The following is a 25256-nucleotide window of genomic DNA, read 5'->3' on the forward strand; positions in this document are numbered from 1 at the left end:
CGCTTCTCATGCGGCCAGGCCACTCGTCCGCACAGGAGACAGCAGCGTGGGAACATTCAGCCCTACACACTGGTCCATCGTCTTGGTCATGATCACGCCCCTCATGGCGCTGCTCGTCGTGCCCATCTGGCGCATCCTGCAGCGTGCTGGCTTCAATGGAGCATGGGCCCTGCTGATGCTGGTGCCTGTCGTGGGCCTGCTGGTGCTCTGGATTGTCTCGTTCCTGAAATGGCCCAGCGACCGGGAGCAGCGGACCAGCACATCCAAAAGCGGGCTGATCGCCGGTCTGGTGCTGCTGCCGCTGGCTGTGGGCGTTCTGGCCTTGCTCGTCTCCACAATGGACGGTGGTGTCAAAGTGAGCAACAGTGCCCCGAAGACCATCACCTACGAAGAGGCATTCGGCCTGCCAGCCAAGCGCTGAGCGCACACATCAGCCGACTCGCTCGAAGCTCGATCCGTTCCAGCGCATCGGGCCGCCCCTGGTTTGGTAGACCTGGCCGCGAACCATGTTGTCCTTGGCCGGAGCCTGTCCGGCACTCCCCTGCCCCTCATCCACCCGCACCGTCTCCCCCGTCGCCTTGTTGAACCGGTAGACGCTGCCCTGGGTCGTGCTGCCGTCCAGGTTCTTGGTGGTGGGTGTTATCTGCACACCCCACTCGTTCTGCGGCGCCCTGCCCGACAGCGCCATCAAGCGTTCACGCGCTGATTTCTGGGCCTCTGGCGTCTTGGCATTCTCCAGCTCTGCTTGTGCCCGGTCGATACGGTCCGCTGACCGGTTCGTGTAGCCTGCGGCGATCTGCTCCAGCGACAGTCGGCCGCGCGCGATCTGATTGGCGGCATCATCCCGGCGGGCATTGATGTTGGTGCGCTCGGTTGCGCCGCTCTGCTGCAGGCCTTCGCGCTGCAACCCCGCGTTTTCACGCATGGCCGCCACGTCTGCCGCAGGCTGGCCAGCTTTCAGCGCGAGGTCATTGGCCAATGCCGCCTGATAGGCCGCAACATCAGGGGACCCACCACCACGCCCACTCTGGAAACGCCCCATCCCCGCCCCACTCCACTCAGGCCGGTTGGTGATGGACTTGGCGGACACCTCCAGATTACGCAGGTCATTGCGCGCTTGCCAAGAGTTGCTTGAGTTCAGGATGGTTGGCGCAGTCACACCTGGGGCAGTGGGTGCTGGCGCAGCACCAGCGGCCAACAAACGAGCACGAGCGCCCTGATCCTGGGTCGCGGCCAGGTTTTCAGCCGCCGCCGCATTCTGGGCAGTGGGAGTGCCGCGCGTGCCATTCAGCCGCTGGTCATACGCTGGGTTGTAGCCCACTTGCCCGCCCACAAGGCCCTGGCTCTGAGCTTGGCCCACAGACATACCCACCGGCGACTGCGGCTGTCCTGTACCTGCAGCAGCGTTGCCCGTGTTCATGTACCCACCATTGGGTGTGCGCCCGTTGACCGTGATGTCGCCAGCCACGTTGGTGCCCGAATAGCTGTTGCCCACGCGGGTGACATCGCTCGTGGTGGCTGGACTGCCGGTAGTGGGCGCCATGGTGGCAGCGGTTGGTGGCGCGACCACGGGTGGCGGTGCCGACGGATTCACTGTGGGAGGGTTCACCATGCCGCGCCCTGCTCCTGCAGGTGATGCCGTTGCGCCCTGTGCAGAGGCGGCACCAGGGATGGCGCTGATTGCCGCAGCACCAGCACCTGCGTTCAGGAGTCGAGTTGCTGCATCGATGCCGCCACTGATCGCGCCCCCGGTCTTTGCCACAGCAGGAATGGCACCGCCCAGCGACCCGGGAAGCGCCGAAGCGATGTTCGACAAGTTGCGCCCAGTCTCAGTGTTCGCCCAGCTGTTCTGCGAGCCATCAGCTGCTGGAGCAGTCTGGCCGCCGGTGGGGATCTGAGATACCCGCTGCGCAAGCGACTGGTTGGCGGACGCACCCGGCGCTGGCACAGCAGGCGCCTGTTTGCGTGCCAATGCGTCCGATTCGGCCTGTGCTTGGTCCGAAGCTGCCTGCGCCTGAGCCTGCGCTGCCTGGGTGTTGGAATTTCGCTGCTGGTCTTGCTGCTGGCTCCAAGCATCCACATCAAACTTTGCAAAGCCGCCGTTCGCGAATTGATTGGGCTTGCCACTACCTTTGACTGGGGTGTGCGTCATGTCCACCAGGTCCTGCAGCCGACGCACGCCAACCTTACGGACCGTGTCAGTGGGCAGCACAAACTCTCCGTCTGACAGCTTGGCATCGATGGAATCGCTGGTGCCAGTGCCTGGCCCACGGACGTGACCTCCGTTGGCCAAGCGCTGCTGTTTGTAGCCCATGGCCTCCATCTGCGGGATCATGGCTTGCAGCTCGGCTGCACGGGGGTCGATGGCAGGTGCTGACGCGGCCCGTGCCGGAGCGGCCTGCTGGTAGCCCATGGCCTGCATCTTGGGGATGAGGTCGCGTAGGCCAGAGAGACCTCGCGCGCCGAAGCCAACGAGGCCGCCATCTGCGAAGTGCTGCACTGGGCCGGATGGCTGGGCGAGTGCCAAAAGGCGACGAGCTGCTGTGGAGTGGGAGGTTTTCATGTCATGCCCTCAGTGTTGGGGGAATTCTTGGGTCTGTGGCTCGCCGCGCCTAACCCCACCAGGGGCATCGACTTCACCAGTTGAGGGCGACGATGGGCGGACGTCGATCACGCTGCTTGCGTTGCACGTTGGCATCGGGCCGCGCGCCGAACGAGCGCTCAAACGATGCTTCAAACTCGATGGCCTTGGACTTGTCGAATGCGTCTGCGTCCTGCTTGAGGTAGGCGCAGCGGTAGACCCAGTCTTTCAGGCGTTCGTGGAACCGCTCGGGGATCTCTGGACGCCCTTGGTCCATGTCGACACTCAGCGGCTTGATGGCGCCACGGTAGACGGTCAGGGCCAGCGTGTCGGCTTGGGTGGGTGTGCGCACCAAGCGGATACTGGCCGGCCGCGCTCCGCTCGCCTGCTCAAAGATGAACAACCGTGGAGAACCTTTCCAGTTCTCCCAGCCAGGGCATTCGTCGTCCAGTTCTTCGACGCTCGTTTCGTCGAGAGGGCGGCCACGCAGCGTGGCGCGTTTGATCTCAAAAACGCTAGGGTGTAGCTGGTACGTGGAAACGTCCGGCTCCAGGGTGACGGTGCACACGGCTGGCGTCTGACGGTCTTCTATCAGCTTGGACCGCTCGCACGCCTCCTGCACCGCGTCGTTGAGGTAGCGGACGATGTCGGCATTGCTCCACAACTCCCCTTCAACACCGTCCCGAAGGTCGGCACGGAAGGCGGCGATGAACTCCGCTACCTTCATGGCTTACACCTTGGCGGTCAGCTCGACGAAGATAGCGTCGGCCTCTTCGCGCGTGACAGCAAAGCCCGTCTTGGCCTTCAGTCGATTCAGGTTGGGTTTGCCCTCGGCTGTGAAGTCGTCTTCATCCTTGCCGTCCAGCATGCCCGTGAGAGCTGCCGCGATAGCCGCCTTGCGATCTTCCGGAGACGGGACGATTGTGGTGTTGTCATCGAAAGCCACAGCGCCGCGTGCGCTTGCTTCTTTGTGAAACATGGGGTCCAGCGGCACACCCTCAGGCGTGACCACCGCAGTGTGGCCAGTGGTCAGTGCAATGTGAATGGGCTGGTCAGATGGGGAGCGGAATTTCATGATGGTGTCCTTGAAAAACGCCCGACGGGTGTGACGCCGCCGGGCAAAGGGGCGCATGGGCCCCACCACTGAGAAACAGATCAGCCCTGGCTGAAGGCTGCGCGACCTTCGACGTAGTAGCTGATGGTGATGCGAGCAGCGCCGGCCGTGGCAGCAGCACCGGTCTGTGCAATCAGCGCTTTGAGCGCCTCGGCCACGGTGTGCTTGTAGCCCGTGAGGGTCAGCGCCGTGCGGCCCGCAGTCTTCAGGTCGATTGCAGATGCGGTGTACCGGTCGTCATCGGTCGCATCGCCGAGTTTCAGCGTCGCCGTGGTGGCGCTGTTCCAGGCCGTTTTGACCACGACATCGCCACCGAACAGGATTGCATTGCCGGGCAGGTCGAACGCTTCTTCAGCGGTGCCGTAGGTTGCGGGATCGGCGTAACCGATGTCGAGATGCGCCACGATGAGTTCTTGGCGCGCTGCGTTTTTCTTGATAGCCACGATGGGCTCCTTTCAACAACAAGGGGAGGATGAAAGGACGGAGCCCGCAGGCCCCGTCCCCGGGGCACTGCTTACTGCAGGTAGTGGTCGATGGTCAGCAGTCCGAAGTCTTCGTCGCTGCCGTCATAGATCGATGGGAAGACTGGCTTCTTGAAGCCGATCATCCGGTCGATGTTCAGACCGATCTTGCTGTCGTACTGGAACAGCTTCTCGACCCAGTGGCCGTCGCCGATGTCAGCGAAAGCCAACGCCTGCGAGCCGCACAGGAGCGTGCGGGTGCCGTTGACCGTGCCGCCAGAACCCCACTTCGAGCCCGATGCAGCGCCCTTGGTGTTGTAGACCAGCGTGTGCTCGTGCAGCACGGCGCCATCAACGGTCACGGTTGCGCCGGTGAACCATGGCGAATCCTGACCGGCTTTAGTGGCCACAGCCACCACCGCGCGCTGGTAAGCCTCGTCCTTCTTCAGAGCAGCCAAGGAGCCAGGCGCCAGGAAGATCACGTAATACGGCTTGCCACCAGCCATCAGGGGCTTGATGCGGTGCTCCTTCGCGTAGGCGATGGCGTCCACGATCATGTTGTACTTGGGCACGTAGCCCGTGGTGATGCTGCCTGTGTTCGACACAGCCAGGCTGGTGCCATCCCACATCAGTGAGCGCTTGGCCGATGGCGCGGTCACGTCAGAAGCAAACGTCAGCTCGGGGAAAACAGAACCGACGCGAAGTGCGCCGTTGTTCTCGAAGGCGTAGCTGATGCCCGACATCGTGAGGAAGGCGAGCTGATCGGCACGGTTGGCCAGCCAGAACGAGAGCTTGTCCTTACCCGTTTGACGGAAGTTGATGATGTTCTTCTGATCATCGAATCGGCCTTTATTCCCAACGCTGTGGCTGATCTGGTCGATCTGGATGATCTGGCTGTGGGCGTCCATCGCCTCTTCGTTGCCCTCGCGCTCATCGTCCCCGCGCACGCCGTCACCGATCAGGTCGGCAACCAGCTGGAACAGGCATTGGGTGCCCTTTTCGGTTTCGGTGAGTTCAGTGACGCGGTGCACGACGCTGTTGCCCGTGTCGCTCATGAAGTTCTTGAGGAACATCTGGTCGCGTGCGGCCTTCCAGACGACGCGGGACCAGTTGACTTTTTGAATCGGCGTCAATTCGCCGAACGCAGTGAATGCCATGTCTATCTCCAATAAGTAGGGTTACTTCTCGGGACATGACGCCGCCCATCTGCGGAAAACATGGCTGTTGTGGCGGCCAAGAGCGCCTGACTTTTTAACGCCCGTCAGAGGCGACAACCCAGGGATGACGCTGGCAAGGTGGGTGAGTCCTTGCCAGCCTTGAGGCGCTATCCGATGCCGAGTGCTTTGTCCAAGTCGGCCTTCGGCAGCCCATCGATTTGATCGTCGCTGAGCTTCGTGGAGCCATCGATCTTGGGCGCCGTGGCACGGTTGCCCATGCCCGCCTGCACCGCTGCTGGCTGCAGCAGGGAATCCGCTGCGCCACGTTTGTTAGCACGCTCCATGCGAGTGTCAGCGGGCGCACCACCGTTGGGCAATACCCTACTGGGGGTGTCGTCTGGAGCGAAACGCGGAGCGATGGTGGCAATGGCGTTCGCAAGGGCGATGTGGTGCGGGACACCATCGGCTACCTTGGCTCGCACTGACGCTTCAATGAGTTCCAGAGCAACAGTGCCATCTTCTTGATCCAGCCATGGATAAGTCTCCATCGCGTTGGCCACCACGACCTCAGACTTGGCGAGCACCTGTTCCTGCTGCGATGACTCTGCAACGCGCTTCATCACCGATGTCTCGATGTGCTGGTTGATCTCACGCCGGATCGCGCTGGCAGCCTTGGCGTCACCGTCGAGCAGCGCCTGCGCGTACTGCTCCTCGGCAGCGTCCACATCGAAGGCGGCTGGAGCCGGAGCGGCGGCCGGGGATGGGGCCGCCGCTGGCTGTTGCCCTGCCTTGATCGCCTGAAGCTCCTGTTGCACGGCAGCCAGTTGCTCTTCCAGCAGGCGCTTGTTTTCGTTCACTTCACGGAAGCGCGCATAGGGCACGTTCTGAGTGCCGCCTGTGCCTTCGCCTGAGCTGGCATCGTTGGCTGGCGCAGGCGTTGCAGCCGGTGCTGGAGCGGGCGCAGGTGCCTCGCTCGTGCCGGTGCTTGGCAGATCATCGTTACCCAGGTCCAGTGCCTCATCCTCGGTGGTGGTGCCAGTAGCCCCTGGCGCTTGTGCTTGGTCTTGTGTCGTCATCTCGTGGTTCTCCTTCAGGGTTACAGGCCATCTGCGGCCAGGGTTTCAATTCCATCGCTCGCGCCCACGGCGGGGCTGGCGGGATTCATGGGATCGGTGCTCTGGGGCATGGCAACGGTGGGCAGCCCGCCCGGCGCCTGGGGCACGATGGGCCCCGCGTCCTGGTCCACATATCCGGCCGACTTCAGCAGGCCATCCGCGAGCGCTGCGGTGGCGGGGATCTGCGCTACCACTTGTGCGGTCTGCACGCCGCTGTACTGGGTCTTCACCTTCACGTCCGTGGCCTGGGCGTCCGTCTTGCGGGTCTGTGCGTTCAGCAATTGCACGCGCGCTTCGGCCAACGGATCGGGAGGCCGTTGGTCGCTAGGCAGGCTTTCCAGAATCTCGGCCTTGTCCGAAAGGTTGGAGTACCGCACCATCGTCGCGTCGTTGATCCGCACACCAGCCTTGCGCATCTCCAGCGCCTGCTGGAACTGCGAGTTCTGGAACGTGACTTGCATGGGCTGCTCGGTGATCACCACGTCATAGGTGCCGATGGTCACATCGTTGATGTAGCCGCCCGTGGCCGGGTCGAACTTGTTGATCTCCAGCAACTCTTCCTTCGGCTTGCCCGTCATAGGGTCAGTCTCAGTGATGCGGAAAATGCGGTGCGTGTCGTAGTAGCGCTGGATCAGCTTCAGGATGCGCTTGGCCAGCAGCTGGCGGGTATAAGCCAGGTTGTCTAGGGGCACAGACAGCTGCTGCTGGCTGGCAAACTGCTTGGCCTGAATAGCAATGCCCGAGGTCTCGGGGCCCTGCTGGCCGCGCATGGCCTCTGGCACCGTCACATCTTTGAGGGCCTTGTCCGCGCGGTCGATGAGGTGCGTGACGCCAGTGGGCACCTGATTGGGCTGGATCTTTTGAGGAGCCTTCGCGCCCTTCTTGTATTCGATCACCAGGCCGTTCATAGCCCCTCGGGTCTCCAGTTCCTTCATCGTCATGTTGATAACGGAGTTCTCCTCCACCACCCAGCCGCTGTTGGCACTGGAATTGACGATGTGCACCACCTGGGACACCGCCTTGTTCAGAACCTCCTGCGGCCCGATGGCGTCATCGACCATCCCGCACGTCTTGCCGCGGCGGAAGTAGGCGAAGTACGGCACCACGGTAAAGTGTTCGTAGGGGCTGTAGTGATCGTGAAGCGTGGCTGTGAACGTGGTGACCGTCCACTTCACACGGCGGCGCATTCGCTTTGCCCGAACCGCACCGTTAGCCAGCGCGTCAGCCACGGAGTCTGCGGCCATGGTGTCTTCCACCTGCACATCCCCCGTGCCCGGCCACACAAGGCAAGGCGTCAGCTCGTAGACGAACCGCTGGCGGTCGATGACACGGTAGCGCTCAAGGCCGTCTTCCTTGGTGGCGCACGCATCGGTGTAGCCCCAGTCCTTGCGTGTGGCGAACTTGTTCCGCTCAACCCCGTCTCCGAGGTCCCCGAAGTCGTGGCCCGCGTCGTTGCTTTGCTCCGCACGCTTCCTGGCCGTCTTGCCGTATATCTGCTCGATCTCGTCCAGTGTCAGCCAGCGGGTGATGATCACGTCGCCCCACTTGTCGGGGTCGTAGCTCTTGGCGTCCGGGTCTGGGATCACGTCCAGCGGGTCCAGGTCGCTGACGGTGATCTCGCCCTTGATGTTCTCGTCGAAGGACATCCGCACGTCGTAGTAGCCGCGTTGCTGGATCAGACCGTCGCTGAACACCTGGGTCTCCAACCAGTGCAGCGCGCAGAGGTCTGCAACCTGCATGGTCACCTTGGAAAGGACCGTGGCCTTGAACAGGTCCGAGTCTCCACCACGCGGCTTGAACGCGATGTCCATGCGGTTGTGGATCTGGTAGCCGATGGCAGCGTTTACGCTGGGCTTGATCTGGTTGAACTCGTAACCTGGCCGCCGGGCAGCGATCAACGCTGCGCGCTGCTCAGGCGTGATCTGGCGTCCACCACCCAGGTACATATCCTCGCAGCGGGCTGCGTGCGGCAGGTAGTCAACATGGCCACGGTCCTTGCCGTAGAGGTAGCGCGCCCAGTTCTCGCGCGCTGCGCCGTCTGCCAGGCTGGTGGGTGATGTGTCGTTCATGGTCATGCAGTCGCTTGGTCCCAGTTGTCGGAGCCAGAAGCTGAGAGGCGGTCGCGCCAGCTCTTGGCCCGGGGCTTGGGCTCGGGTTTGGGTATGTCGGCCGCGAAGGTCATGGCCACGGAGTCGCCTTTATCCGGGCTGCGGCCCAGCACCAAGCGGATGTCGTCCTTGCTGCTGATCAGGATGGCGGCGCTGCGCCCCATGGTCACCACCTTGTATCGGGGGGCCGTGAGGTCGCCCAGCAGTTCCTGGTCGGGCGGCAGTGCAATGGGGTCGGGGTTGGTGGGGTCCAACGCTTCGCGCAACAGCCAGTACATCTCGGCCCGCTTGTTGCGGAAGTGCAGCTGACCAGACTTGTCCATCAAGGTGCTGCCCTCAGAGCCCACCACCGAGTGCACGTGCAGGCCGAGGCCCTTGATGAAGTCCAGAGCCGAGGAACCGATGCCAATGGAGTCGATACACACCACCGCGCCATCACGGATCAGTGGCGCCACAAACCCGGCTGCAGATGGCCCGTCCTTCGTCACAGAGCCCGGGGCGGTCACGATCTTGTCGAACCACTGGCCGTGTCGGCGCGCGACCGACGACTTGTCCTGTCCACCGCGTGACGGGTCGAAGCCCATGGCTGTCATCAGGCCCTTGGTGTCGCGGTCCTTCCAGCGGGCTTGGGCCGCCTTCACCCACTCGGTGGGGATCAACTGCCACACGGGGTCCGTCACGCCCGCATTGAAGTCGCCGCGCAGCATCTGGGAGCGCAGGGGTTCTGGCAGGGCCTGCAGAGTGGCCTTGTAGCCGGTGGTGGTCAGAAACAGGTTGTCATCCACGCTGGACGGGATGAACGTGCGGCTCTTGGGCGTCATCAGCTCGGTGCCCACCATCACAGGCTCAGGCCCGGGGACCTCTTGATCCTCACCACGCTCGTTCGTGACGTACCAGCGCAGCTCTCCGGGCTTGGCTGGGTTCGGGTGCTGCGGATCCAGCCAAGCAGCCCAGAAGCGCTTGACCCACTCGCCCTCTGCCGTGGTCGGGGGATTGCCCGCAGCAACCACGCGCTGGCGCACGTTGGGGTTGTCGGTCCGCATCCATCCGATCAGCGTCCGGAACTGCATCTCGGTGAAGTGAGTGATCTCGTCGAAGCCCTTGAAGTCGTGCGGCCGACCTTGGTACTTCAGCCAGTCCTCTGGACGCTGCACGCTGCCCAGCTCCAGCACCCTCTTGCCTGGCAGGCGCCAGAGGTGGTCTTGACCGTTGTATCCAGCGCGTGAGCCAAGGATCTTGGTCATGCGCTCTTCAATACCGATGAGCTGCACAGCCTCGCGCCGGAAGATGATGCTGTGCTCCTGCTCGGTCAGGCTCAGACCCAGCAGCAATTCAGTTTTTCCCCCACCAGCGCTGCCCCCGTAAAACACGATGTCTGCCTGGCAGTGGTACGCCGCCGACTGCGGACCGGCCTGCGGAACCCAGATGGCAGGATCAGCCACCATGAGGAAGGAGTCCACCGCTGCGCGCATCTCGGGCGTCATGCCTTTGAAGGCCGCCAGGATCTGCTCGGAGGTGGGCACGGCCAGCTTCATGGCTGCGCACCTCCAGCCATCAGGGCGGCCAAAGCGGTGACCAGCGTAGGGTTGGCCTGCAGGATCGCGGACATCCGAACTGCGCGCTCGGCGTCGGTCATGTCGCGAATCACCAGAGGGTTCTCAGCAGTTCCCACATCGGACTTGTTCCAGCCCTGGGCCTTCATGATGCTGTCCAGTGCAGCGCGCTTATCCGCCCACTTCACCTTGCGCACCTGCAGCGGTGGTGCATCCTTGCCCCCGCCATCCATCTCCACGGTCTCATAGCCCGCAATGGCTGCTGCAGTGTCTTCGTCGAGCTCGCGGGGGAGCTTCAGGGCACCGCTGTCGTGGTACGCCTGGCGCATGTCGAAGAAGGCCAGCTTGGTGTACTCAGCCAGGACGCGCTCGCGGGTCAGTTCGAGCTTTGCCGCTGTCTTTGAACGCTCGGCCGCTATCCTTTTCTGCACGTTGACCTTTGCCAACATGCGGGATGCCAAGGTGCGAGCGCTCTTCTCGGTCGTCCCCGGCTCGGCGCGCATGTATGCCTGGGTGCCGTTGAGGTCGATCAGGTACTCCTGAACGAATCGCTCCTGGCGCGGCTCCAGTTCAGCCTTCCCCTTTCTTGGGGTCGGATCTGAAATCTGATCCTTGGAAGGCCGGACCCAGCCTTTGGCGGCGGCGTGCTTGGCCACCATGGTGTGCGAGATGCCGAATGCCTTGCCGATATCGCGTGTGGATTGGCGAGTGCCGCAGTAAGCCTTCTCAACCCCAACCCAGTCGATGACCTTCGCGGGCGCGGCTGTGCGACCCTTCTTGGCGCTAGGTACTGAACTGAAGTTCTCGCGGTTGCCTGTTTCCATTTACACGGGATGGTCCCGTGTGTGCGCGGATTGCGGAAACCCTACTGGGGGGCGCGCGAGAATGTAGCAAGAACTCGAAAGACTCGCGAATGAACGCAAAACCACCACCATCGACTGATACCTTGAGTAGCGAACTGTCGGCCCCTCCACCTGATGCGGCAGATTGCGCTTTAGAGACACAACACTCGGACGTATCCCGGGACGCGCGGCCTCAGCTTTCCATGAGCCTATGGACACCGTCGGGCACGCCCAGCGCCCGCGAACTTAAGAGTTTGCAATTCATGCAGGAAAATGATCAGAAGCGAGCAGCCCAAAGGAGTGCGGATGCAGCGGCCGCGTGGAAGCAAAGCGTTGAAAACGAGATAGCACTCGAAGTGGCCGAACGGATCGACAGGCAGGAACTGAAAGAATATGCGCGCCGCAACGCTGAGGCCTCAGAGGCAGCTCTTGAGGCGGAGCGGCAGCGGACGTCGGCAGCCAAGGAGGAGGCCCGTGTAGCGCAAGAAGAGGCCCGAATCTCCCGCCGCAATATGCGCCTCAGCCTTTGGTTCGCCGCTGCTTCACTCCTGGTGGCCGCATGGCCGTTGGTGCAGTGGCTTCTGGAGTAGCTCACCAGTCACCCGCAGGCTGGCCTGCTCCATCCGCGCTTCCCCGCCTTGTTGTTGATGAAGCGAACGGGCACTCCATATCTTGCGGCGATCTCCGTGGTGGGCGCACTCGTGGTCGTGTATTCGCGCTTGATGTCCTCAAGGTGCGGGTGTGGCAGCGACTTGCTGGCGCCTGATACCCCACATACTCGCCTCATCGCTGTTACAGCCCCTTTGCTGCGCCCCACGCGCTGAGCCACAGCCGCATCCGACATGGTGCCAAGCAATGCCACCTCCTCAGGCGTCCAAGGCTTTTGCGTCTGGAAGCTTGGGATCTTTCGAATGCGCCGCAAGGAGGAAACTGCCGCAGCGGCGCAGCCCCACTCGGCTGCGAGATCACCGTCCGGCATGGTCCCCAACTGCTTTTCCCGCTCCGGTGGCAATCGACGCAACCGACCGAAGGGTTGAATGCCGCGTCGGTTTCGCTCGTCACGAACGGAATGCACCCCGACCCCGAGAGAAAGAGCAACCTGCGCATCAGTGTCCGTCCCGAGCAAAGCAATCCGCTCGGGTGTCCACAACACTGGAGCTTGATAGGCCTTTATCCCAAGGCTGTACCGCATAGATGCCACCGACGAGGCCGCTCTTCCGATTCGCTTTGCGATCTGGCTGTCCGGCGCAGTGCCCAGCAATGCGATCCATTCCGACGGCCAGGTTCTGAATGCCGGAATCCCAGCACTAATTCGCGCATTCCTCACGGTGTCAGCAGATACGCCAAGAATGCCAGCGAGCTGCGTGTCCGGCACTGTGCCAAGTAGGGCGCGGTTCTCTGCTGTCCAGGAACTTGTGGCCCTACACACCACCACTCCACGGCTCCTACGCAGATAGCCCACGCTATCACGCCTGACGCCCCACCGCTTTGCCAGCTGCGCATCTGGCATCGTCCCCAGCAGTGCAAGTTCTTCAGGGCTCCGCCCACCATACCGGGGAATCCCGGAGTGATTGCGCTTGCGCCATACGGTGCTGACATCGCACCCCAAGGTGTGTGCGACCTCTGTGTCGGGCGCCGTCCCCAGTAGGGCAATGGCTTCAGGCGTCCAGTTCACTCGATTCGTCATGGTCAATCTCCCAAGTCCTGCTTCAACTGTCTCAGCTCCCTGCGCACGTCCCGCAGCTGGTCGTTCAATTCAGCGCTCCGCACCAGCGCCTTGTTGCTCATCTCCAAGTCTTCGAACTGGCGCGCGAATCCTGCAAACAGCATGGCGTGGCGCCGGACCTCGGATGGCGTGAACAGTTCTTCAGCGCCGTCTGCCATTTCCCACTTCACCCGTCCATCGGGGAGCGCGGTCAGGCTTTGAGCACGCTCGGCCGGATACTGCGGCACCACCTCGATCAGCCCGCCACCGGCCTTGATCACAGTGCCTTTGTCCTCCAAGCGCTTGACGCACTCGTCGATCTGCTCATAGCTCAGGCCAGTTACCTCCCGAAGGTTCCTGCGGGTAATCAGGCGCCCGTCGTTCTCCAGCTGGAGGATGGTTTCCCAAACGATGGCGCCGATGGGCAGTTTCGGCGGTCGCGCGCCGACGGCATCGGTGGTTGCAAGGGCTTCTGTCATATTGGTGCTCCCGGTACAATTTCGATTGCTCAGGTCAAAATCGACCGGGAAGGCCCACTTCGGTGGGCTTTTCCTTTTTGTGGTCAGACCTTCCAGGGGCTGGCGCCAACGGACACGACTTCTACGGTCACGCCCTGCGTAGAGGTGGCCGATGCGCCGGGCTGCAGTGCAGGAGCAGCCTTCGCGAGTGCAGCCACAGCTGCAGCCATGCCCTCACCGCAATGGGCTGGGTCGGTTCCAGCCGGGATGGTGTACATCATGACAACGCTCTTGCCTCCCTGCGCTGGTGCGGCTGCAGGGACGGGGTTGGTTGTGCTGGTGGTCATGGCTTCTCTTTCTCGGCGTCAGCCGGTGGTGGTGGGTAAAACTCGTTTAGGCCACAGGGGCCCGATTGATTCCTCTGGCGCTGGTCCACGTGCACTGCAGCACCCTCGCGCCCTCGCGCAAACGGTCGTAGCTGCGATCACCCAGCGATTTCTTCATCTCCTGCGCAGGGAGGTTTGAGATCACCACAGTGGGGCGGCAGAGCTTGTAGCGGAGGTCGATGACGTCGAACAGCTGCACCTGCTCCGCCTCTGTGTTGAAGCTGTTCCCAACCTCGTCCAGGACCAAAAGCGCGACGTTGCCCAGGTGCTCAACAATCTCTTCCGTTGTCTGTGGCGCCCAGTCCCAGGAATTGGAGACGACCTTCTTGCCCCAGCTTGCGCGCAGCATGGTGATGATTTCCCGGGCGCTGAGCACACAGGCCCACATGCGGCGCTCGCGGATCACGTGCTGAACCATTGCGCTGCCAAGGTGCGTCTTCCCGGTGCCAGGTGGGCCAATCAACCACAACCCACCACCCGCTTCAGGATTCAGGCTTTCAACAAAGTCACGACATTGGTGCAGCACATCTTGCTGCGCTTTTCCGATGCACTCGAAGCTGCCAAAGGTTGACGCCAGCATCCGCCCCTTCAAACCACTCTGGCCAAGCCTCCGGCGAAGCAGATCGTTCTGCTGTGCTTCTTCGGCTTCAGCTTTGCGCCTCGCCTCCTCCGCAGCGTACTTTTCAGCTGCAACTTTCGCGCAAGCGGGGCACTTGGTCATCGTGCGCGATCCGGGATACACAGGCTTGGAAAGAAATTCCCCGTGCTCCGGGCACTGCTCTTGGCGTCCTACCGCAGCGAGTTCCGCTGGCGCAGGGAGCGAGCCCTGATCGCCATCAGGATCGGGCTGCCAGTCAACCAATGATGTAACCATTTTCGTCAATGCCTTCGCTGTAGTTGAGTTTGTCGAAGCCGGAGTGGGACGATGGCTTGCGCGGCCCTCTCGCCCAGTCCGCTGCAATGTTTCGGTTTCGCTGCTCAAGCGCCTCTTGCTTGTTCATCTGCGGGACCGTCCAGTCGCTCTGGAAGTGCAGGCCAGGCCCGAGAAAGGTGTCGGGCTGTTTGATGAATTGAGGGCTGGTGCCGCATGCCACCACATAGGCTGCGTATTGCTCAATTCCTCGCGTCATCTCCTCTGCAGTAATACCGGCCTTCAACCGTGCAACCCAGGCTTTCCACGCCGATTGCTTCGACTTACCAGGGCGCGACGGATAGATTTGCCAAGCTGCCTCGAAGTTGGGGCTGTACGCCGACTGTGGCTTGTTCAGCTCGGTTGCAGAACTGTCTGGCAACTCGGTTCCCCACAACGAAGACGGGTCGATGGCTGGCGGCTTGTTCGGACAAGATATGGATGTATTAATGGATGTATGTGTGGTGTTTAAGGATGTATCGTGTCCGTCTGGCGGACTGGTTGGTCCGCCACGCGGACTGGTGGTAGTCCGCCACGCGGACTGGTGGTAGTCCGTCTGGCGAACCTGTCCGTCTGGCGGACTAGTCCGCGTGGCGGACAGGTTGGTTCGCGTGGCGGACTGGTCATAGCCCTCCTTCCGACGGTCATCACGACCACTTTCCTCGGTCCGTTGGGTCTGCTGGTGGACCACTTCTGCGATGCGATCAAGGTGCAATTTGCACTGATTGTTGCGTCCGGTTGTCCGAACATTGGTGATCAGTAGGGCGCCTTCCAACCCCTTGAGCGCGTCAATAACGGCAGTTTTGCCAAAGCATGTCCATTCACAGATCCAAGCGATAGAGGGCCATGCAAGGCCCGCGTCGTCTGCCCGGTCTGCCAATGCCATAAGCACGCACTTTTGAGGCGGCGTGAGCTTGAGGGTCCGACAGAGGTTGGTGATTTGGTTGCTCATGCGGTTTCGATGCTTTCTACGCGGCCAAGGGCGACGGACTGCGCCCACTGACGAAGGCGTTCCACGGTTTCGGATGGGGTGTAGACAGGGTCCGCCCAGTCGGGCGCCCCTTCTTGTGGGTTTAGCCAGCCAGTCCAGGCACCTTTAGCGAACGTTGGCAGGAGCAGAGCCTGCAGGTGAGTCCGCCCATAGGCGATATCGCCCTGGGGGGCCTCGCGCACAAAGCGCACCTCGCGCTTCCCAGGTCGCCCAAGGATTTCTATGGCCATCGCCACAATTTCCTTGCCGCCGTCGGTGCCATTCAAGGCGTCAAAACTCCTGCGCGGTGGGGCTGAAGCGCTGAACATGTCGGGCGTCCCGCCTGGGTGCTGCCCCAGTGCGCGCAGGCGCAAAACGTTGAACTGGTAGACAGGCCAGGCAAGAGGATCCCCGCCGTTGGCATTGGCCAGCACTCGCAGCACATCCATCCTCACCAACGCATGCACATGCTTTCTGGCTTGGACCTTGGAGAGTCCTGTCCACGCAGCAATACATGCCATCGATGCGTCGAACTTGCCCCCATTGCTATCCTGGGCCTCGGCCAGAATCAACGCGGTTCGTCGGCACGACTCAGGTCCGATGGCTGCGCACCGCACCAACGGCAGTACCGGGCTGCTGGCTGATGTCATGAGCCAACCTTCACACGCTGGATGAGGTGGAAAGCAGCAATCTCTGATTCCCGCTCTTGGAGCACCTCTTGCGCCGCTATGGCGCGAGCCTCGGAATCTGCGAGGACGTAGGCCACGTCGCCGATTTCGGAAAGCTGGATCGGCACAAGGTGCAGCGCCCCGTCGTCACCCATCACGCAAATAACGACGTTGCCGTAGGTGGTCGGATAGATGGCCAAGCCGCGATCAGGTTGGTCAATCAGCACGCGACCGGCGTCGCGGAGTTCTTGCCATGTAGGCGGCTTGGTCACGCCACGGCCCTCACGCTGACCCGGCCAGCAGCGCGCTCCATACGCTCCGCGATCTTGGCCTGGGCATTCACCGACTCGATGAATGCGCGCTGAAGTTCAGCAATTTCATCCTTTGGCTCAATGGGCTGGGCAGGCGCGCAGCTCAACTCACCCAGCATGAAATCAATACCCACCAAACAGCCCTTATCGCGCGCCAAGCGAAGCAGCATCAGCAAGTGCTCGGGCGATAGGCGCTCTGGCTTATCCTCGTTCAGGCAGGCCAGCAAGTGGCGCTGGGCTGCGTCCACAGCCTTCTCGGGCCACAGCTTGTGCCCCACAACCTTGCTGCCACCGACGACCTTCACGCACTCAATGAGCGCCTGGTTCAAGCTCTCGTACTCACCCATGATTTACTCCCAAAGTTGCGGCGTTCGCGGGCCTTCCCAAAAGTTGGGAACGCCGAGGAATGACAGCGAACGGGCGAAAAAAAACAATAGAGGGCATGAACACATCACGCCCTTCTGAATTCACCGCAGCACCGGACACCCGGCCGTTCCACCACTCCACCCGCACGGCGCTGTCCACAAACATCGACCCCACGACTGGCTTGCGCACTCGTGTCTTGAGCACGTCCACAGTGGAAATGGCCTGGCAAAGCGGTTCGCTGCTGCTGCGTGGGCAGGCGACACAGACCAAGCTGATTGACAGGGGCGATTCGAAGCGCATGCCGCGCTGGCGGCGGGGGGAGCTGTGATGGGAATGGGTGCCCGCCCTCTCCCGGACGTACGATGGAGTTCTCACACAACCATCACCGAGAGGGGCAGACATGCAAAAACTCACGCAGCAAGAGAAGATGCTGGCGACGTTGCAAGGCGAGGTGTCAGCACTCAACGCAACCATCAGCGCGCTCCTCGTAACCATGCCCAAAGAGCAAAGAGCATCTTTTCTAAACGCTCTGGCGCACCTTGAGGAGCACGTACGTTCTCAGCACCTGGGGAACGCTGTTCCCGACGAGACGATTGCGGGCTTCGATGCTGCAATTTCCGCCATGCTTCAGACAGCTGCAAGCTAGACGTCGTGAGGCCGCGCTTTGCCACATCCATACGTTTCTCGGTGTCCGGCGTATCAGCCATGGGCGGGCTCCTGGTTGGCGCCGACCAACTCTGGCAACGGCAGATCACCGTAGATGTGGTCAAAAGTCAGGGGCAACCCACGCGTCGATGCGAATTCAATCAACTTCGCCGCACGGTGATCGGGGATGCGCTGCCCCCGCCGGTAGTGGCTGATATTTGCTTGGCAGCACCCCAACGCATCAGCGAGGGTGGCCTGCGAAGCGTCAAGCCGAAGGCAAAGCAGCTTTAAATCAATCATGGTCGGCATTATTAGTCAGACCAAACAATTTAACAAGTCCGACTACTTGATTATCTGTGGTGTGACTTATAGGCTCTCGACATGCCCGCAAAACCTCTTTCTCCCGACCAACTCGAAGACGCAAAACGCCTCAAAGCCATCTTTCGTGGCTGGCAGGCCAGGCGCAACATAGATCATCTGCCGTGGTCGCAGGAACACTGCGCCGATCTGTTGGGACTGGGACAGAGCGCGATGAATCAGTACCTGAACGGACGTATCCCGCTCAATCCTTCAGCCGCATCACGCTTCGCTCAAGTGTTGGGGGTGGGCGTTGAAGCATTCAGCCCCGACATCGCCCAGAAGTTGGAGTCGATGAGCCTGGGCCTGTCTCAACAACCCAGCGACAAGGAGCATCAGTGGCCCTTTCCCGAGGTTGATCCCAAGAAAGTTGCAGCCCTTGACCAAGCATCAAGACTTCGTCTTGAGGGAGCAATTCTTATGGCCGCTTCCCAGCTTCAACTCGACATTCGCAAATAAATTTAGTCTGACTGATGTTTTTTGTTGACTTGGTAATTTAGTCGGACTGATAATTCACGCCGTCGCGCCGCATTTCGCAGCGCTCGATGGAGTGACAAATGGCACCTACCGACTTGGTCGTCCTGCTGCAGGCGGCCCCCGAAGAGCACAGCCGCCGCTGCGCTCTTGCACATAGCGCCCTCGATTCGCAACGCTGGCCAGCCGCTGCTTGCGGCTTGCGCCACGCGGCCGCACAAGCCCAAGACTGGGCTATCCAGGCCCGCAGCCTGGCTGACTGGTGCGATGCCCAGGCCGAAAGTGGCCGCATCGGATCCGTCGTCCCCCCTTCCCTCGTCGAAATCACGGAGCCCGGCACGCTGCTGGAGCAAACGGGACCGATAACGCTTGAAGCTCTTGAAGCGGGCCTGATGGCCCTGGCCCACCACTTGGGCCGGGAGCACGCTGTACACGCCCGGCGCGCCATGGCCAATGTGTTACGCACCGAGCATGGAGGAGCAGCAACATGAATCCCACCGCACGATTCACCCAGCTGTTCGTCGGCGCAGACGATTTGTGGGCAGCCGTCGACTTCGAAAGCATGCCGCCGCAAACCCGCCGCTTGATCGAGCGGGCACGCTACGCCGACAGGGTGGCCCTGGCGGATGAGGTGGCAAAGTCGGCCGCCCTCGCGGCACAACTGGCCAGGACTACCGCTGTCGCACATGAAGTGCAGCTGCAGCTCGACAGTTGCCAAGCATCGCAAGGAGTCGCTCAATGACTCTTTTCGACCCATACGCGCTCACCCCCACCGGCGACCCGGTGGGCCCAACTCCACCGCCGGAACTGCGCGTCATCGGCGGGCAAGCAACCCCAGCTCAGCGCCAAATGGCACAGCAAGCGTTCGTGCAGTTCTGCACCCGCGCGCGGCTATCGGTTGTACCCAATCCACGTGAGACGGGTCGTCTACCAGACGGATCCCGGTATGAGATCGTGGTGGTTGGCAAAGCCAAGACCATGCTGCTCTGGCCGGTGGGCAGCGGCGGTGGCGCGTTCATTGCCTGGACGGCGTTTTTCAACTCTTCGCACCTGCCCATCTGGGAACGTCCACTGGTTGACTTCCCCTATGACGACCTGCCACCAAAGCCAGAGTCGCCTGGGCCTGAGCCGGAATATCCGCCGCTGGCAGAAACGGGGCTGATACCGGAAACCGAAACTCCCTCAGAGGGTGTCACGATCCAAAGATTCACCGCATTCGCTAGCGTGCCTGGGCTTGGTCGGATTTTTGAATCTACTGTTGAGGGGAGATTCATTGTCACCCCGGCAGAGTGCGGGAGCGTTCGCACCCAGTCTGATGAGTTCCCTTTCCTGGATACATACGCCGTGGGCGGCGATAGTGTCTCAGAGGTCTTCACGTACACCTACGACGTCAAGCCGATTTTCGAAATAGTGTCTGTGACGGGTGGGATCGAGGTGAAGCATCTTGCCGATCACTGCAATAGCGAATCCCCGTTATTGACACTTTTTGTTCCACGGGTCAACACGGGCATTCGCCTTGGCGCAGGCATGGCAGCCTCTAGTTACAACGTGGCCGCCATTGCCGCATGGAATGCCGCCCACGCCGCATGGGAGGCCGCGCAAGGCGCATACCTTGCAGCCCTGGCTGAATGGACAGAGCAGCGTGAAGCCCTGCTGGCACTGCAGCGCCCCTGGTTTCCGGTGCAAGACGCCCGCAACGCTGCCAGGCCCTCACAGGTGGCAGCCGTCAAAGACCACCTGATGGGCGGCATTGGCGACCGGCACCTGACGGCGCGCATCCTGTCCTTCCCCTACAACGTAGCGTACCGCTCCATACCGGCCCCAGGGGCGGGCGGCACTATCACGAATGAAGCGGTTTCTACTTCGACGCTGCTGTCGTTCAGGACGACCCTGACCAACGCGCAGCCTTTCACCACGATTCCGCGCTGGGACGATGGCGACAACGAGATGTACCCCGAGCGCCTGCTGCGTGTGGATTTCATGCCGCCCGAGAACCTGTTTGGCTGGACGGCCAACGGATCGGCTCAGTACGGCTACCGTTTCCACTTGGAGAACCCGCGCACTGAGCACTACGTTCTGATGCCACCCGGGCTCAGCGGCATCACAGCCACTGTGCCGGATGATTACTTTGACAGCACCCGGATAGTTTCAGATAGCTCCCCGGGGCTGGTGGTGTCGTCTGATGCCTTTGTGCCAGTCGGCTCCACTGTGACGGTGGTGCTGTTTGAATACCGCGTGGCAGACCCCTACACGGGCGCCATGTACTGGACTGGGTGCCCCGACTTGATGCTGCACGACAGTATCTGGATCAGGGACGCTGGGGTCTATATCGATGTCCCACGGGTGGTGGACGAGCTTTTCACAGAGCGCGTGCGGATTGCGGGCGTCATCACCCAAAAGCGTACGGCGTGGGGGACGTGGTCCGCGCCCTTAGAAACGCCACGCGCCAAGCTGGTGCAGGGCGGCTGGGACGCGCGCTACGTGGCGGCGGTGGAATACGTGCGCCCGGCCAAGGCCCCGGCCGCCGTGGTGATCGTGGAAAACCTGGCTGCTGGCGCTAACCCGGCCAGCACGCAGGTTGGCACGTTCCACATGAATGCCACGTTCCTCTGGAATGGTGATGCGCAGGCCATCACCAAGGCCAAGGGAGCGCCATGGGTTGCCGACGCGTCCCTGGCCCCGCAAAAGCAGTTCATTGTCCGCGCCCTGATCGCTACAGGAAAGATCAAGCCATGACGACCTTCCATGACCTCATCCAGCGGGCGATAAAACTCCACACTGGCCGCGTGCCAGGCGCCCAGCAACCAGCATCGGACCTGAGCGGACCTGCCACGGCGGGCGGGCAGGAATACATCGTTCTGCGCAACCTCGGCGGCGTCTTGGCTGTCTACCGCGTGCTGCCCATCAGCCGCACGCTGAAGCGACTCAAGCGCTGGCCAGCGGCTCTGAACGATGAACCTGGGCTTACCAAATGAGCGACCGCCTCTTGCTTGAGATTGCCTCCGCCGCCCAGCGCTGGCGGAGCTCTCAGAAAGCCCGCCTCGCGGCTGGCCGCCACCTGCGGCAGTTGAGCAAGGAAGGGAAAGGCCTGGGTGGCGTGCTCTCGCCCTGGCGGCCCGTCATGCGTGATGCCTATGCAGCAGTCACTCGGGCGAAGCAAGTGGAGCGCAAGGCACTGCGCGCGCTGGCGAAGCTGTGTGACCTGCAGGCCACCTCACGGGGCGAGGTAGAAGACGTGCTGACGGTGGACGAAGTGCGCGCGCTACCGCGACTTGATGTGGTGGAGTGATGGGTATGGCGATTCCCACCACAGTAGATGTGCTCATTCCTGAGCGCATCGCGCACCAACGAATGTTTCGTGGCGGGGTCAGGACTTGGGTTTTGTCTTGCGGGGGGCGCGCTTTTTCACTATCGGTTCTGGTTGCTCCGCCCAGAGCTCGGAATCTGGCCCGAACAGCACCTGCACGATGCTCGGTTTCGGTTGGTAGTCAAACGGGGTAAGCGGTGCCGTGGTGGTATCAAAACGAGCGGCCACGCGCTGGGCTCTTTCTTCTCCCACCCAGTTCTCGGTGACCGATCGCATCCGGGCTTTGGCATCAAAGGCGCGCTCATAGCCCACTTCCAGTTGAGCCTTTTCAACGTGTCCAGCTTGTTGGGCCCAGTGCGCTGCTTTCTTGAGGCCAGCCAGTCGAGTTTTGCTGATCTCGGAGCCACGCTCTACAGCGTCCACTGTCTGTTCAAGCAGGATGCCCATGTTCGCCAGGTCGTTTTTTGTGGACAGCAGAGCGAATTCGGTCTCAGCAATCGAGGTTTCGAGTTTGGCCAAGAGAAGCGCGAAGTCGGTCACCTGCATAAGTCTGAAGGTGTCTTCGAGACGCCCAACGATCTCAGCATTCAAAGACTTGCTGGTTCTTTCGGATTCCGCACTGAGCCGATTGTGGAGCTCTTTCGGAATGCGCAGCGTAATGCGGGTGTAGCGGTCTTCATCGTCCATAGCGGTAATTTTCCACCAAAACAGTGTCAGCGCCTATTGACACCGAAACTGTGTCAGCGGCAAAATTACAATCGACACGACAACAGTGTCACGAAAGGAAGCAAATGATCTTGGGAAAACAGCAGCACGCGCGGATCACTCTTCGGATCCCCCAAGTGCTTCAAGACAAGGCGAAGGAAAAAGCCGAAAGCCAGCACATTAGCTTGAACGCCTTCATCGTGAGAGCGGTAGAGAAGGACGTGCAGCAAAAGAAAGCGCTCAAAAGCGGCGCGCAGTAGCCACGAAAGGCGAAGCCCCTGAGCAGGTGAGAGCGCTCAAGGGCTTCTTGATCCAGAACCCATGCAAGGAACCAGAACATGTCGAATGCTACAGCAGTCGCGCCTGAACGCGCAACCAAGGCCACTTCACGCGCCAAGACAAAACTCGCACCTGCCCCCGTGATTGCCCCGGCCGCACCAGCGACCAGAGCCATTACGGAGGACGAGTCCTTGGTCGTCCAGACGATGGCAGAACAGTTGCAGGCCATCTATGACATGCACAACGAGCAGATGAGCATCAACGGATCCGAGCTGCTTCAGGCCGCAGCGGATGACCTGGTGAGCCTGCCAAATTGCGATTCGGCTCTCTACAGAGCAGTCGCGATGGTGTACGGCGCTATCGCAGTTGAACGGGCCGAGCGTCCCGGCAGCCCAGCCATCGCCCCCTTGTTGGTGGTGCATCAATCCTTGCGCACGGCTTCCCACGGATACGGCTTAGAGCAAGATGGGTGCGAAGCTATGGCAGAGGGCATCCGAGCCGGACTTCGCCAATTCCAAGAGCGGCCAACACCGCCTATCCGGCGCGCCGACGGCCCGACCGATGGACAAGGCCCCTACAACCACGCTCAGTTGTGCGCAATCATCACCGGGATCGCGGAAGTGGCGCTCACGCTCGACCGCGTGTTGATGAGCGCGCAAGTAACCGAAGATAGCTGGGACAAAAGTGTGTTGATAGACACGGCCCAACTCTTCGCCCGTCAGCTGGGGGGCATGGCTGACAGCGCCGTTGGCGGTGAGATATATGGCACCCACGACGTGTGGAACTACGGCCCCAACTTCGCGGCGCTGGGCAAGGCAGGTGCAGCATGAACGCCGTAGCTGCGCCAACACTCAGGACGACAGCCAAGACTGCCAAAAAGACCGGTGCGGCTACAAAGCCCAGCACCTCTCTTAGCCTCTTGGAGGCCATTCGGGGCGACCTGCAGGGGGCCCGGGCAACCATCACACAGATTGCCAACTCCATTGGCCCCATGGAGGCGGATGTTGGGCTTCTGCTGGACATGGCGGCAGGTGGGGTGGGTAGATCGGTCGAATACTTGCAGTCCGCACCGCTCACGGGAGCGGCCTGCGAAGACGCACGAGGCGAGACCGCCCAAACATGTGCCCTCCTGCGAGGAGCCGCATCCCTGGCGAAGGGCATGGAGGTAGACATCCATTCCCCAAGCATCATTAGCGTCTGCGAGATAGTTGATGAAAGCGATAACAACCTGGACCGGCTGAGCATTGACTTGTCGCTTTCTCCGAACATCGAGCCTTGCACTTCAGATGCAGCCGCCGGTTCGGGAGTGCCCGACTCCATCCCGGCATGGCGAGCAGTCATCAGCGAGGTCGGCGGGATTCATCAAGCCGCGCAGCACATCCTCGCGGCCCAGATCGACTACATGGACAGCAGTGCAGCCTTTGGAGTGCAGGCTCTGGTGGAACGGCTTTCTCAGCTTGTTGACGGGGCCTATAACGAAGCAGAAGAGAGCCTCTCCGACCACGTCAGCGGCTATTTTCCGAGGCTCTCTGACGAGTACCTGATCGTGGTGGATGTAGCGAGCGCCGTGAACCGTGATGGCCTTGATGACCTGACACTCTGGGCCGTCATCCATTTGCTGAATGGATGCAGGCGGCTCGTGGACGACCACGTTGACAGTTTGATGGAGGCTTTTCAGGCCGGAAAGGCGGGGGGTGCCGACCATGCATGACCGCGTAGAAATTTCTCCCGGCGTGTTCCGCCACATGGACCACGCCCAGGCCGTCTACACCGGCACGCCAGCCGCCATCGTCGCGGCAGGCTTGGCCAGGGCCCAGGACGTGGACGCTCCTGGTATCCGCACCATCAACCCGGATGGATCGCGCGCCGTGCGAGGCCAGAACTACGGCCAAGGCCAGGCCATTGGCAAGAAGGTCATTCAGGTGCGCAATGTAGCCCGCAGCGTGACGGTGCAAGTGCGAGTCTGGCTGAGCCATGAGCGCCCCGAAGCCATCAAGGCCCAGCGCGCACGGGAGGCAGCTTGCTGGCCTTTCCCTCTGGTGGTGGGCAGCCCACCGCGCGGCAATCCATTCGCATCCGTCCAAGGAGGCACAACAGCATGACCTCAGCCTTCGAAAAGCTCGCCCGCCTGTCGCCCTGGAACAAGTCCCCGCAGCCAGGCAGCCTTGTCGCCGCTGCACTGGCCGCATCTGTTGCGCCGCAGCCCATGAGCCCTGCAGTCCACAGGATGAGCACCCTGCCCACCGTGGTGGACACCGCCGCATGGTACGAAGAACACGCACAGCTCTGCTTCGACCTGCAGGTGGCGGCCGTGCGGGCTGCAAGAGACCGAGGCGCCGAAGCCGAGGTGGGGAAAGCGCACTCGGCTCTGCTCGCCCATGCAGCGATCATCAATGGTGGCTCCGGCCCTGTGCTGCTCGCCAAAGACGGCGAGCACCCTATCCCCTATGAGGAGTTGGCACTGGCCCGAGCCAAGGTGCGCGCGCTTGAACGTGAGGTGGCAGAACTCAGGAGAACCACACCATGACAGACTCCAAAAACATCCTTGGGGAAAACATGATCCCCCTGGCTGACATCGCTACTCCCGTGTTCAACATCACGCCCCGGATTGCTCAGCGCAAGGCGGCGACCAACACCCTCCCCATCCCGGCATTCCGCATCAACGGCACCCGCAAGGGGCCGCTCTACGTCCTGCGGGAGGATCTGGAAAAGTGGATCAAGGACCGTGCCGACCGGGCCAAGTCACAGCATCGTAAGATGCAGGCCGTTTGATTTTCTGTCACT

34 protein-coding genes are annotated in these 25256 nt (G+C 61.7%); 16 read left to right on the forward strand and 18 right to left on the reverse strand.

Annotated elements, in window-relative coordinates:
* Window positions 1-46: 46 nt before the first annotated feature.
* Window positions 47-421, forward strand: coding sequence for a hypothetical protein (locus KW832_RS12920; RefSeq protein WP_218300202.1), 375 nt, complete (start codon window positions 47-49; stop codon window positions 419-421).
* 9 nt (window positions 422-430) lie between these two features.
* Here KW832_RS12920 and KW832_RS12925 read toward each other — a convergent pair whose 3' ends face one another.
* The 9 genes from KW832_RS12925 to KW832_RS12965 form a co-directional block, all read right to left on the reverse strand.
* The gene (locus KW832_RS12925) at window positions 431-2563 is read right to left on the reverse strand and encodes a hypothetical protein (RefSeq protein ID WP_218300203.1); all 2133 of its coding nucleotides are present in this window, start codon (window positions 2561-2563) and stop codon (window positions 431-433) included.
* 73 nt (window positions 2564-2636) lie between these two features.
* Complete coding sequence (locus tag KW832_RS12930; RefSeq protein ID WP_218300205.1) at window positions 2637-3308, reverse strand: hypothetical protein; 672 nt, start codon at window positions 3306-3308, stop codon at window positions 2637-2639.
* 3 nt (window positions 3309-3311) lie between these two features.
* On the reverse strand, window positions 3312-3656 hold the full coding sequence (locus tag KW832_RS12935; RefSeq protein WP_218300209.1) for a hypothetical protein: 345 nt from the start codon (window positions 3654-3656) through the stop codon (window positions 3312-3314).
* A gap of 80 nt (window positions 3657-3736) precedes the next feature.
* On the reverse strand, window positions 3737-4138 hold the full coding sequence (locus tag KW832_RS12940) for a hypothetical protein (protein WP_218300210.1): 402 nt from the start codon (window positions 4136-4138) through the stop codon (window positions 3737-3739).
* A 71-nt stretch (window positions 4139-4209) separates the two neighbouring features.
* Complete coding sequence (locus tag KW832_RS12945; protein WP_218300212.1) at window positions 4210-5313, reverse strand: N4-gp56 family major capsid protein; 1104 nt, start codon at window positions 5311-5313, stop codon at window positions 4210-4212.
* A gap of 167 nt (window positions 5314-5480) precedes the next feature.
* On the reverse strand, window positions 5481-6389 hold the full coding sequence (locus tag KW832_RS12950; RefSeq protein ID WP_218300214.1) for a hypothetical protein: 909 nt from the start codon (window positions 6387-6389) through the stop codon (window positions 5481-5483).
* A 20-nt stretch (window positions 6390-6409) separates the two neighbouring features.
* The gene (locus tag KW832_RS12955) at window positions 6410-8497 is read right to left on the reverse strand and encodes a genomic island protein (RefSeq protein ID WP_255577711.1); all 2088 of its coding nucleotides are present in this window, start codon (window positions 8495-8497) and stop codon (window positions 6410-6412) included.
* Window positions 8498-8499: 2 nt separating this feature from the next.
* A complete protein-coding gene (locus KW832_RS12960; protein ID WP_218300217.1) occupies window positions 8500-10071 on the reverse strand; it encodes a terminase in 1572 nt (523 codons plus the stop codon).
* A complete protein-coding gene (locus KW832_RS12965; protein ID WP_218300218.1) occupies window positions 10068-10913 on the reverse strand; it encodes a terminase small subunit in 846 nt (281 codons plus the stop codon). Before KW832_RS12965 ends, KW832_RS12960 begins: the two co-directional genes overlap by 4 nt.
* A 221-nt stretch (window positions 10914-11134) precedes the next feature.
* On the opposite strand from KW832_RS12965, the gene KW832_RS12970 reads away from it, so the two are divergent.
* On the forward strand, window positions 11135-11521 hold the full coding sequence (locus KW832_RS12970; protein ID WP_218300220.1) for a hypothetical protein: 387 nt from the start codon (window positions 11135-11137) through the stop codon (window positions 11519-11521).
* 1099 nt (window positions 11522-12620) lie between these two features.
* Here KW832_RS12970 and KW832_RS12975 read toward each other — a convergent pair.
* The 7 genes from KW832_RS12975 to KW832_RS13005 all read right to left on the reverse strand — a co-directional run bounded on the left by KW832_RS12975 (window position 12621) and on the right by KW832_RS13005 (window position 16686).
* On the reverse strand, window positions 12621-13115 hold the full coding sequence (locus KW832_RS12975) for a hypothetical protein (protein WP_218300221.1): 495 nt from the start codon (window positions 13113-13115) through the stop codon (window positions 12621-12623).
* Window positions 13116-13198: 83 nt separating this feature from the next.
* Window positions 13199-13441 carry a hypothetical protein gene (locus KW832_RS12980; RefSeq protein ID WP_218300222.1) on the reverse strand — a complete coding sequence of 81 codons (243 nt, stop codon included), beginning with the start codon at window positions 13439-13441 and terminating at the stop codon, window positions 13199-13201.
* 46 nt (window positions 13442-13487) lie between these two features.
* The gene (locus KW832_RS12985) at window positions 13488-14354 is read right to left on the reverse strand and encodes an ATP-binding protein (protein WP_218300224.1); all 867 of its coding nucleotides are present in this window, start codon (window positions 14352-14354) and stop codon (window positions 13488-13490) included.
* Entirely contained in the window at window positions 14335-15342 is a 1008-nt protein-coding gene (locus tag KW832_RS12990; protein WP_218300225.1) for a helix-turn-helix domain-containing protein, read from the reverse strand. Before KW832_RS12990 ends, KW832_RS12985 begins: the two co-directional genes overlap by 20 nt.
* Window positions 15339-16010: a hypothetical protein gene (locus KW832_RS12995; RefSeq protein WP_218300226.1), complete on the reverse strand. Its 672-nt coding sequence runs from the start codon at window positions 16008-16010 to the stop codon at window positions 15339-15341. The genes KW832_RS12990 and KW832_RS12995 overlap by 4 nt, the downstream gene beginning before the upstream one ends.
* On the reverse strand, window positions 16007-16300 hold the full coding sequence (locus tag KW832_RS13000; protein ID WP_218300227.1) for a hypothetical protein: 294 nt from the start codon (window positions 16298-16300) through the stop codon (window positions 16007-16009). Before KW832_RS13000 ends, KW832_RS12995 begins: the two co-directional genes overlap by 4 nt.
* Window positions 16297-16686: a hypothetical protein gene (locus tag KW832_RS13005; protein WP_218300229.1), complete on the reverse strand. Its 390-nt coding sequence runs from the start codon at window positions 16684-16686 to the stop codon at window positions 16297-16299. The genes KW832_RS13000 and KW832_RS13005 overlap by 4 nt, the downstream gene beginning before the upstream one ends.
* Before the next feature lie 95 nt (window positions 16687-16781).
* On the opposite strand from KW832_RS13005, the gene KW832_RS13010 reads away from it, so the two are divergent.
* Window positions 16782-17033: a hypothetical protein gene (locus tag KW832_RS13010; protein ID WP_218300231.1), complete on the forward strand. Its 252-nt coding sequence runs from the start codon at window positions 16782-16784 to the stop codon at window positions 17031-17033.
* A 72-nt stretch (window positions 17034-17105) separates the two neighbouring features.
* Entirely contained in the window at window positions 17106-17351 is a 246-nt protein-coding gene (locus KW832_RS13015) for a hypothetical protein (protein WP_218300233.1), read from the forward strand.
* A 53-nt stretch (window positions 17352-17404) separates the two neighbouring features.
* Here KW832_RS13015 and KW832_RS13020 read toward each other — a convergent pair whose 3' ends face one another.
* On the reverse strand, window positions 17405-17650 hold the full coding sequence (locus KW832_RS13020; RefSeq protein WP_218300234.1) for a helix-turn-helix transcriptional regulator: 246 nt from the start codon (window positions 17648-17650) through the stop codon (window positions 17405-17407).
* An 81-nt stretch (window positions 17651-17731) separates the two neighbouring features.
* On the opposite strand from KW832_RS13020, the gene KW832_RS13025 reads away from it, so the two are divergent.
* The 6 genes from KW832_RS13025 (at window position 17732) to KW832_RS13050 (ending at window position 21470) form a co-directional block, all read left to right on the forward strand.
* Window positions 17732-18166: a helix-turn-helix transcriptional regulator gene (locus KW832_RS13025; RefSeq protein WP_218300240.1), complete on the forward strand. Its 435-nt coding sequence runs from the start codon at window positions 17732-17734 to the stop codon at window positions 18164-18166.
* A gap of 98 nt (window positions 18167-18264) precedes the next feature.
* Entirely contained in the window at window positions 18265-18672 is a 408-nt protein-coding gene (locus tag KW832_RS13030) for a hypothetical protein (RefSeq protein WP_218300242.1), read from the forward strand.
* A complete protein-coding gene (locus KW832_RS13035; RefSeq protein ID WP_218300243.1) occupies window positions 18669-18923 on the forward strand; it encodes a hypothetical protein in 255 nt (84 codons plus the stop codon). Before KW832_RS13030 ends, KW832_RS13035 begins: the two co-directional genes overlap by 4 nt.
* Window positions 18920-20917 (forward strand): hypothetical protein, encoded by a 1998-nt coding sequence (locus tag KW832_RS13040; protein ID WP_218300245.1) that lies wholly within the window; start codon window positions 18920-18922, stop codon window positions 20915-20917. The genes KW832_RS13035 and KW832_RS13040 overlap by 4 nt, the downstream gene beginning before the upstream one ends.
* Window positions 20914-21156: a hypothetical protein gene (locus KW832_RS13045; protein ID WP_218300246.1), complete on the forward strand. Its 243-nt coding sequence runs from the start codon at window positions 20914-20916 to the stop codon at window positions 21154-21156. Before KW832_RS13040 ends, KW832_RS13045 begins: the two co-directional genes overlap by 4 nt.
* Entirely contained in the window at window positions 21153-21470 is a 318-nt protein-coding gene (locus KW832_RS13050) for a hypothetical protein (protein ID WP_218300247.1), read from the forward strand. The genes KW832_RS13045 and KW832_RS13050 overlap by 4 nt, the downstream gene beginning before the upstream one ends.
* A 78-nt stretch (window positions 21471-21548) precedes the next feature.
* Here the strand turns inward: KW832_RS13050 and KW832_RS13055 are convergent, their stop codons facing one another.
* Complete coding sequence (locus KW832_RS13055) at window positions 21549-22175, reverse strand: toxin-antitoxin system HicB family antitoxin (RefSeq protein WP_218300249.1); 627 nt, start codon at window positions 22173-22175, stop codon at window positions 21549-21551.
* A 104-nt stretch (window positions 22176-22279) separates the two neighbouring features.
* Here KW832_RS13055 and KW832_RS13060 point away from each other — a divergent pair, with 104 nt between their 5' ends.
* The 6 genes from KW832_RS13060 to KW832_RS13085 all read left to right on the forward strand — a co-directional run bounded on the left by KW832_RS13060 (window position 22280) and on the right by KW832_RS13085 (window position 25244).
* Window positions 22280-22453, forward strand: a complete 174-nt coding sequence (locus tag KW832_RS13060; RefSeq protein WP_218300251.1) for a YlcI/YnfO family protein — start codon at window positions 22280-22282, stop codon at window positions 22451-22453.
* A 78-nt stretch (window positions 22454-22531) separates the two neighbouring features.
* Window positions 22532-23302 carry a hypothetical protein gene (locus tag KW832_RS13065; protein ID WP_218300259.1) on the forward strand — a complete coding sequence of 257 codons (771 nt, stop codon included), beginning with the start codon at window positions 22532-22534 and terminating at the stop codon, window positions 23300-23302.
* A complete protein-coding gene (locus KW832_RS13070) occupies window positions 23299-24183 on the forward strand; it encodes a hypothetical protein (RefSeq protein ID WP_218300261.1) in 885 nt (294 codons plus the stop codon). The genes KW832_RS13065 and KW832_RS13070 overlap by 4 nt, the downstream gene beginning before the upstream one ends.
* Window positions 24176-24574: a hypothetical protein gene (locus tag KW832_RS13075; protein WP_218300262.1), complete on the forward strand. Its 399-nt coding sequence runs from the start codon at window positions 24176-24178 to the stop codon at window positions 24572-24574. Before KW832_RS13070 ends, KW832_RS13075 begins: the two co-directional genes overlap by 8 nt.
* The gene (locus KW832_RS13080; protein ID WP_218300263.1) at window positions 24571-24999 is read left to right on the forward strand and encodes a hypothetical protein; all 429 of its coding nucleotides are present in this window, start codon (window positions 24571-24573) and stop codon (window positions 24997-24999) included. Before KW832_RS13075 ends, KW832_RS13080 begins: the two co-directional genes overlap by 4 nt.
* Entirely contained in the window at window positions 24996-25244 is a 249-nt protein-coding gene (locus tag KW832_RS13085) for a pyocin activator PrtN family protein (protein ID WP_218300264.1), read from the forward strand. Before KW832_RS13080 ends, KW832_RS13085 begins: the two co-directional genes overlap by 4 nt.
* Window positions 25245-25256: the final 12 nt, after the last annotated feature.

The organism is Acidovorax sp. sif0632 (genome assembly GCF_019218805.1).
Lineage (GTDB): Bacteria > Pseudomonadota > Gammaproteobacteria > Burkholderiales > Burkholderiaceae_C > Acidovorax > Acidovorax facilis.